The following is a 7,318-nucleotide window of genomic DNA, read 5'->3' as shown; positions in this document are numbered from 1 at the left end:
ACGATCTTGCTCGGCACCGGCGGCGGCTTCGGGATCACCGCCGGCACCGGCTTGGGCGGGGGCACGATTTTCGGCGGCGGCGGCGGTGGCGGCTTGGGTTGTGGCAGGCTGGTCAGGCTGGCCTGCGTCACCTGGATGGTTTGTGGAACGGTTTTCGGCTTTATGCCGAGCGTTACCCATAAAGCCGCCAGGGAGATCAAGGCCACCAGGAGGATGGCTATGATCGTGGCCTGGGGCAGGCCGAGTTCCGGCGCCTCCCAGTCTTGGCGGTGCCGATCAATCGCTGCGTGCAAGTCCGCGTCCTTATCTTTGTGAGGCCCTCCGGAGAAGGGCCGGGATTGGCAATAGGCAGCACGCCCAGGAAGAGCGATGGCCCGCGGCAATACAATGCAAATTTTGTGCCGCGCCTGCGCCCTTGCATCCGGTCTGTTCCAATCGAGCCTTGGCGGGCGGTGGAAACGGTAATGGCACCGCGCTGCGCCAGCGCCCACATGATATTGCCACGCCGCATCGCCCGGCCCATCCTGGCCCACGCCCAGCCGAAACAGGAGCCCTGAATGTCCGACCCGAAACCCGTTCTGCTGCTCACCGGCGCCAGCCGCGGCATTGGCCATGCCACGGTGAAGCTGTTTCAGGAGCGCGGCTGGCGTATCCTCACCGTCTCCCGCCAGCCTTTCTCACCGGAATGCCGTTGGCCAAATGCCAGAGAGAGCCATCTGCAAGCGGACCTTGAGGATCTGGGCAGCATTGCCGCCTTGGCCGAGGCGGTCCGCGCCCGGCTGGATGGCGGCAAGCTGCATGCTCTGGTGAATAATGCCGGCATCTCGCCGAAAGGCCCGGAGGGAGGGCGCATGGGGGTGATCGAGACGGATGCCGCGCTCTGGACCAAGGTGCTCAACGTCAACCTGGTCTCCACCGCCCTGCTCGCCCGGGCATTGTTGCCGGAGCTGGAGCGCGCCCGGGGCTCCATCGTCAATGTCACCTCCATCGCCGGGTCGCGGGTGCATCCGTTTGCCGGGGTCGCCTATGCCGCGTCCAAGGCGGCGTTGGCCGCGCTCACCCGCGAGATGGCGCACGAGTTCGGCAGCCGTGGGGTGCGCGCCAACGCCATCGCGCCCGGCGAGATCAGCACCGCCATCCTCTCCGAAGGCACGGATGAGCTGGTCGATGCGGAAGTGCCGATGAAACGGCTGGGCACCCCCACGGAAGTAGCGCAGACCATCCATTTCCTTTGCACCGATGCCTCCTCCTACGTGAATGGGGCTGAAATCCACATCAATGGCGGCCAGCATGTTTAGAGCAATATGTGTTTAGATTGACGCGGCAGCGTCAAGATAAACACATGAAATTGCTCGCCAACATCAAAATTAGAGCCTCAAGCTAAAAGCTTGAGGCTCTAGGCTACACGGGCTTGCACAAAAAACCCCGCCATTGGCGGGGTTTTTCATTCAGCGCTGGCTTTCAGCTCAGCCGCATTTCGACCAGCCGCATTGCACGCAGCTCAAACAGCCCGCTTCGCGTACCAGTCCGGGCTGGCTGCATTTGGGGCACAGGCTGCCCAGCGCGGTGCCGCTGGCTGGCGTCACCGCCTCGGCGCGCAGCTTGCCATAGGCCGGCTCGTCATCCGGCAGGGTCAGGAAACCGGTCTCAATCATATGCCGCTCGATCACATCACCAATCGCCGCCACCAGAGACGGCACATAGCGCCCCTGCGCCCACTGGCCGCCGCGCGGGTCGAAGACCTGCTTCAGCTCCTCGGCCACGAACGCCACCTCGCCGCCACGACGGAATACCGCCGAGATCATCCGGGTGAGCGCCACCACCCAGGCATAATGCTCCAGATTCTTGGAGTTCACGAACACCTCGAAGGGCCGGCGCACGCCGTCCTGCTCGATATCGTTGATGGTGACATACATCGCATGCTCGCTGTCGGGCCAGCGCAGCTTGTAGGTCGCGCCCAGCAGCCGGTCGGCGCGGTTGAGCAGGCCCAGCGGGTCGTCCAGTAGCTTCGGCGCGGCCGGCGTCGGGGCGGGAGCAGCCGCCGGGGTGGGCGCGGAAACCGAGAGTACCGAGCCGGTCACGTCGTTCGGCCGGTAGGTGGTGCAGCCTTTGCAGCCGCTGCGATAGGCATCGAGATACACCTCCTGGAAGGCCTCGAAGCTGATATCGGCCGGCACGTTCACGGTCTTGGAAATCGCGCTGTCCACATGCTTCTGCACGGCGGCCTGCATGCGCACATGCTCGGCCGGCTCCAGATCCTGCGCGGTGACGAAATAATCCGGCAGCACCGCCTCGGCGCCGAATTTCTGGCGGTAAAGGCGCAGCGCGTAATCCGTCACCTCTTCCTCGCGGCGCGAGCCATCGCGCTGCAGCACCTTGCGGGTATAGGCCAGGGCGAACACCGGCTCCACGCCGGAAGAGACGTTATCCGCCACCAGCGAGATCGTGCCCGTCGGCGCGATCGAGGTGAGCAGCGCGTTGCGGATGCCGTTCGCGGCGATGGTGTCGCGCACCTCTTCATCCAGCCCGGAAATCGTCTCGCCGGCCAGATATTTGGCCTCGTCATAAAGCGGGAAGGCGCCTTTCTCGGCGGCGAGATGGGCGGAGGCCAGATAGGCGGCGCGCTCCACCTGGCGGGCCCATTCGCTCGCCTGGGCGGCGGCTTTTTCAGTGCCGTAGCGCAGCCCGCACATCATCAGCGCGTCGGCCAGGCCGGTCATGCCCAGCCCGATGCGCCGCTTCGCCTCGGCCTCCTTCGCCTGCGCCTCCAGCGGGAAGCCCGAGGCGTCGATGGTGTTGTCCATCATCCGGATGGCGGTGCCGACCAGCTTGGCCAGCTCCGCCTCATCGATATGCGCGCCCGCTTCAAACGGGTTGCGCACCAGCTTGGCGAGATTGATCGAGCCCAGCAGGCAGGCGCCGTAAGGCGGCAGCGGCTGCTCGCCGCAGGGGTTGGTGGCGTTGATCGTCTCGCAATAATAGAGGTTATTGCGCTTATTGATCCGGTCGATGAAAATCACCCCCGGCTCGGCATAATCATAGGTGGCGCGGGTGATCTTGTCCCACAGCTCACGGGCCTGCACGGTGCGGTAGGTCTTGCCGTCGAATTTCAGGTCCCAGGGCGCATCCGCCTGCAATGCGGCCATGAAATCGTCGGTCACCAGCACGGAGCAGTTGAAATTGCGCAGCCGCCCAGGCTCGCGCTTAGCGGCAATGAAATCCTCCACATCCGGATGGTCGCAGCGCATCACCGCCATCATCGCGCCACGGCGGGCACCGGCGGACATGATGGTGCGGCACATCGAATCCCATACATCCATGAAGGAGAGCGGGCCGGAGGCGTCGGCGCCAACCCCGCGCACCAGCGCGCCTTTCGGGCGTAGCGAGGAGAAATCATAGCCGATGCCGCCGCCCTGCTGCATGGTCAGCGCCGCCTCGCGCAGATGCGAGAAGATCATGCCCAGATCATCCTCGATGCGGCCCATCACGAAGCAGTTGAACAGGGTCACGCGGCGCGCGGTGCCGGCCCCGGAGAGGATGCGCCCGGCGGGGATGAAGCGGAAATCCTGCAGCGCCTCGAAGAAAGGCTGCTCCCAGCGGGCCGGCTCTTTCTCGACTTCGGCCAGCGCCCGGGCAACACGGCGCCACATATCCTCGACCGTCAGGTCGATCGGTGTGCCGGTCTCATCCTTCAGCCGGTATTTGGAATCCCAGATCTGCGCGGAAATCGGTGCCATGCTCTCCAATATGGAACGCTTGCTGGTTTCTGACACCGTAAAATCCGCCGGAATATCCATGTCGCTTGCTCCCATCTGGCATATCCGCGCCGAGAGGCGGCGCGGAGACTCGCGTGAGGCCACACCATAGCTCGGCCTATATCGCGTCGCCAACACTAGATGTTGATTTTGCGGTAGAATTATCTGCGTCTGACTGCCCTTTTTAACTTGACGGCGACAACGCGGCGCGGAATAGAATTTTTGCCCGCGTAAGGGCTCGAGGCTTAGATCCTCGACCGCCGGTCCAGCTCCGGCGCCGTCGCGTAAAAGGCTCGTTTATCGGCATACATGGCGCTATCCGCGCGCTGAATCGCCGCCTCCAGCTTTTCGCCGGCCTTGCAAACCGCCATGCCGACGGAGAGAACCAGCCGAGTCTGGGTGGAATGGAACTGATTATTCAGCTCGGTCACCCGTGCCAGATCGCTCAGCACCGCCTGGGCCTCCGGCGCGCTCTTGCCCGGCAGCAGGATCACGAACTCATCCCCGCCAATGCGCGCCGCGCAGCCGGGCTTTTCCACCACCTGGGTCAGAATCTCACCGATCCGGCGCAGCATCGCATCCCCGGCGGCATGGCCGGATTCGTCATTCACCTGCTTCATGCCGTTGAGGTCGATCAGGATCACCGAGACCGGGAACGGCCCCTTGCGCTCCAGCCGGTTTACCTCATCCATATAGAAGCTGCGGTTATACAGACCGGTCAGCACGTCATGCTTGCCGAGATATTCGAGATAAGCCTCGGCCTTCTTGCGGGCGGTGATGTCGGTGAGCGAGACCAGCACTTTCGACCAGTCCTTCTCATGCCCCGGCATCACCGAGAATTGCAGAATCAGGTTCAGCGCCTCGCCATCCAGCCGGTAATTCAGCACCTCGCGCTCATGGCGCAGCCGGCCGTCCCACAACGCCACCAGCTGCTCGGCGAAAAACCCGCGCATCTCGTCGCGGAACACCTCATCCAGCCGCGCGAGCAGATCCGCCTTGTCGCGCGCCTGAAACAGCCTGAGCGTGTGAAGATTCACATCCAGCACATGGATATCCAGCATGCACATCTCGACGAAATCCGGATGCACATCGATGAAGGTGCGGAAATCGACGATGCCGCGATGCCGCAGCTCGTCCAGCCGGGCCTTGATCAGGCTGAAATTCTCAAACCAGAGCGAGACCGGCGAGTCATTGAACATCGCCCGCGCCTGCAGCTCGCTGGCCTCCAGCTCCCGGCGCGCATCCTCCTGGGCCGAGACATCCTCGATGGCGACGATCACCCGCGACCAGCTCTGCGTCTCATCCGGTAGAATCCGGCCATTCACGCGGATATCGATCCGTGTCCCATCCAGCCGGTAATTCATCGTGGTGGTGGTGAACCGCGTCTGGCCGCGCCAGATCTGCAGCAGCTCCTGGGCATAGGGGGCCAACGCATCGTCACGAATGATCACGGCGAGATGCGCCGTCAGCTCCGCAAGGGTTTTCGCCCCCAGCATATCCAAAGCGCTTTGATTGACCCGCAAAATCTTGATCGAATGGGCGCAGCGCTTGACCTCATCAGGATGCGCGGCCAGGTAGGCTTCGAGATCCTCTATGCCCTCCCTGCGCCACGCCGCCATGATCAGCTTGAGGGCGCTGAGATCCTCCTCCCACAGCGCGACGGGCATCAATTCGAAATAATCGCCAGAATGGCGGTCGGGCAGCGCGGACATGGAAACTCATTCCCAAATTCCCGCGACAACGTCAAAGCCTGACAGCGACAGGAGGGCTGCCTCAGCTCCGCAGCAGCCATTGGCAGATCATGCACGCCACCGTGGCGGCGATCGCCGTGGCAAACGCCCCCCAGGCGAGATCGGCCAGGGTGATCACACTCGGCCAGCCCCGCATCGTCGCCTGATTGGTCAAATCGTAGGTGGCATAGGCGATCAGCCCGAAGACCGCGCCGCGCCACAGCGCCATCGCCGGGCGCGGCGAGGGCAGCACCGCGAAGATGACGATACCGGCGACATAGAGCCCGTAGAAGATGATCGCCGGCGCCGGCCGGACCTGCTCCGCCAGCAGCCCGCGCAGCAAGGGCTTGTAGAGCCTGGGCCCCATCTGGCTCAGCCAGACCGCATCCAGCCCCAGAAACACCAACGCGCTCGTCAGATAAGCCAGACCGAAGACTTTCACCCGCGCCCCCTCTCAGCCCTGCAATTCATAAAGCCCGACATCGACGCTGCCGGTGAGAAATCCCGCCTCGCAATAGCAGAGGTAATAATCCCAGAGCCGGCGGAACCGCTCATCGAAGCCCTGCCCCTCCAGCGCCGGCCAGGCGGCGGTAAAGCGCTCCCGCCACGCCGCCAGCGTACGGGCATAGGAGGCGCCGAAATGCCGCACCCGGCCCGGCGCCAGCCCCGCCGCGCGCGCCTGCGCCGCGATCTGCGCCTTGGCCGGCAGCATGCCGCCGGGGAAAATATGGCTCTGGATGAAATCCGGACTGCGCCGATAGGCCGCGAAGCGTTCGGCGGCGATGCTGATCACCTGCAACACCGCCTTGCCGCCCGGCTTCAGGCGCTGGCGCAAGGTCTGGAAATAGCCGGGCCAATAGGCCTCGCCCACGGCCTCGAACATCTCCACCGAGACGATGCGGTCATAGCGCCCGGCCTCGTCGCGATAATCGCGCAGCACCAGCTCCACACGCTCCTCCAGCCCGGCATCGCGGATTACTTGCTGCCCCCAGGCCAGCTGCGCCGGGGAAATCGTCAGTCCGGTCACCTTCGCCCCCTGCTGGCCCAGATGCCGCGCCAGAGCGCCCCAGCCGCAGCCGATTTCCAGCACGCTCTGTCCCGGCTCAACCGCCAGCCACCCGGCGATCAGCGCCAGCTTCGCCGCCTGCGCCGCCTCCAGCGTCGCCGCGCCGCCCTCATACAGGCCGGATGAATAGAGCATGCTTTCATCCAGCCAGCGCGCGAAGAAGCCATTGCCGAGATCGTAATGCGCCATGATGTTGCGCCGCGCGCCGGCCTTGCTGTTGGCCCGGCGCTTATGGCGCCACCCTTGCAGCGCCCGCAGCGGCGCGGAGAGCGCGCCTTCCGCCTGGCCGCTGAAATTCAGATTGCAGATCTGCAGCAGCGCGCTGAGATCCGGGCTGCTCCAGCCGCCATCGATATAGGCATTGGCGAAGCCGGTATCGCCCTCAAGCGCCAAAGCCCGCAGCAGCCGCCAATCATGCAGCACCAGCCGCGCCTGCGGCCCGGGCAGATCCCCCTGCACCTCCAGCCTGTGCCCTTCGGGCGTCACGCAGACCAGCCCGCCATAGCGCAACCCCGCGATGGCACGGCGCAGCAAGGCGGTTCTCCAGCCGCGCCGGCTGTCGGCACGGATCATGGCGGGCTGAACGATGTCACTCATGCGCGTCTCCTGGAACGGCTATAGCCCTGGCTGATCTCGTCACGGGGCGCGGCCGGACGCGGCCGCAGCCCGATCCCCTTGCGCCAGATCTTCAACGCTTCCCAATGGATGGCGGCCAGCACCTTCAGCCCCGCCCAGGGCTGGGCCAGCACCAGCCGCAGCAGCGCGGC

Annotated in this window: 7 protein-coding genes; 1 reads left to right on the top strand and 6 read right to left on the bottom strand. The window is 64.7% G+C overall.

Annotated elements, in window-relative coordinates:
* A partial coding sequence (locus tag MXAZACID_RS19455; RefSeq protein WP_008495394.1) for a hypothetical protein occupies positions 1–293 on the bottom strand: 293 nt, incomplete at its 3' end.
* A gap of 264 nt (positions 294–557) precedes the next feature.
* Here MXAZACID_RS19455 and MXAZACID_RS15285 point away from each other — a divergent pair.
* Positions 558–1,298 carry an SDR family NAD(P)-dependent oxidoreductase gene (locus MXAZACID_RS15285; RefSeq protein WP_008495393.1) on the top strand — a complete coding sequence of 247 codons (741 nt, stop codon included), beginning with the start codon at positions 558–560 and terminating at the stop codon, positions 1,296–1,298.
* Between the two features lie 168 nt (positions 1,299–1,466).
* Here MXAZACID_RS15285 and MXAZACID_RS15280 read toward each other — a convergent pair whose 3' ends face one another.
* The 5 genes from MXAZACID_RS15280 to MXAZACID_RS20520 all read right to left on the bottom strand — a co-directional run bounded on the left by MXAZACID_RS15280 (position 1,467) and on the right by MXAZACID_RS20520 (position 7,309).
* Positions 1,467–3,797 (bottom strand): adenosylcobalamin-dependent ribonucleoside-diphosphate reductase, encoded by a 2,331-nt coding sequence (locus MXAZACID_RS15280; RefSeq protein ID WP_008495392.1) that lies wholly within the window; start codon positions 3,795–3,797, stop codon positions 1,467–1,469.
* 203 nt (positions 3,798–4,000) lie between these two features.
* On the bottom strand, positions 4,001–5,467 hold the full coding sequence (locus tag MXAZACID_RS15275) for a sensor domain-containing diguanylate cyclase (protein WP_008495391.1): 1,467 nt from the start codon (positions 5,465–5,467) through the stop codon (positions 4,001–4,003).
* Positions 5,468–5,528: 61 nt separating this feature from the next.
* The gene (locus MXAZACID_RS15270) at positions 5,529–5,927 is read right to left on the bottom strand and encodes a DUF2177 family protein (RefSeq protein ID WP_008495390.1); all 399 of its coding nucleotides are present in this window, start codon (positions 5,925–5,927) and stop codon (positions 5,529–5,531) included.
* Positions 5,928–5,939: 12 nt separating this feature from the next.
* Entirely contained in the window at positions 5,940–7,148 is a 1,209-nt protein-coding gene (locus MXAZACID_RS15265; RefSeq protein ID WP_008495389.1) for a cyclopropane-fatty-acyl-phospholipid synthase family protein, read from the bottom strand.
* Entirely contained in the window at positions 7,145–7,309 is a 165-nt protein-coding gene (locus MXAZACID_RS20520) for a DUF1365 family protein (protein ID WP_371137081.1), read from the bottom strand. The genes MXAZACID_RS15265 and MXAZACID_RS20520 overlap by 4 nt, the downstream gene beginning before the upstream one ends.
* Between the last annotated feature and the right edge of the window lie 9 nt (positions 7,310–7,318).

This window comes from Acidocella sp. MX-AZ02 (assembly GCF_000306035.1).
In the GTDB taxonomy this organism is placed as follows: domain Bacteria; phylum Pseudomonadota; class Alphaproteobacteria; order Acetobacterales; family Acetobacteraceae; genus Acidocella; species Acidocella facilis.
The sequence above is the reverse complement of the archived record's forward strand: the minus strand, read 5'-3'. Positions and strand labels throughout refer to the sequence as shown.

Coding starts and splice junctions, on each gene's coding strand:
- MXAZACID_RS15285 (WP_008495393.1), top strand. CDS start 558: ATGTCCGACCCGAAACCCGTTCTGCTGCTCACCGGCGCCAGCCGCGGC.
- MXAZACID_RS15280 (WP_008495392.1), bottom strand. CDS start 3,797: ATGGATATTCCGGCGGATTTTACGGTGTCAGAAACCAGCAAGCGTTCC.
- MXAZACID_RS15275 (WP_008495391.1), bottom strand. CDS start 5,467: ATGTCCGCGCTGCCCGACCGCCATTCTGGCGATTATTTCGAATTGATG.
- MXAZACID_RS15265 (WP_008495389.1), bottom strand. CDS start 7,148: ATGAGTGACATCGTTCAGCCCGCCATGATCCGTGCCGACAGCCGGCGC.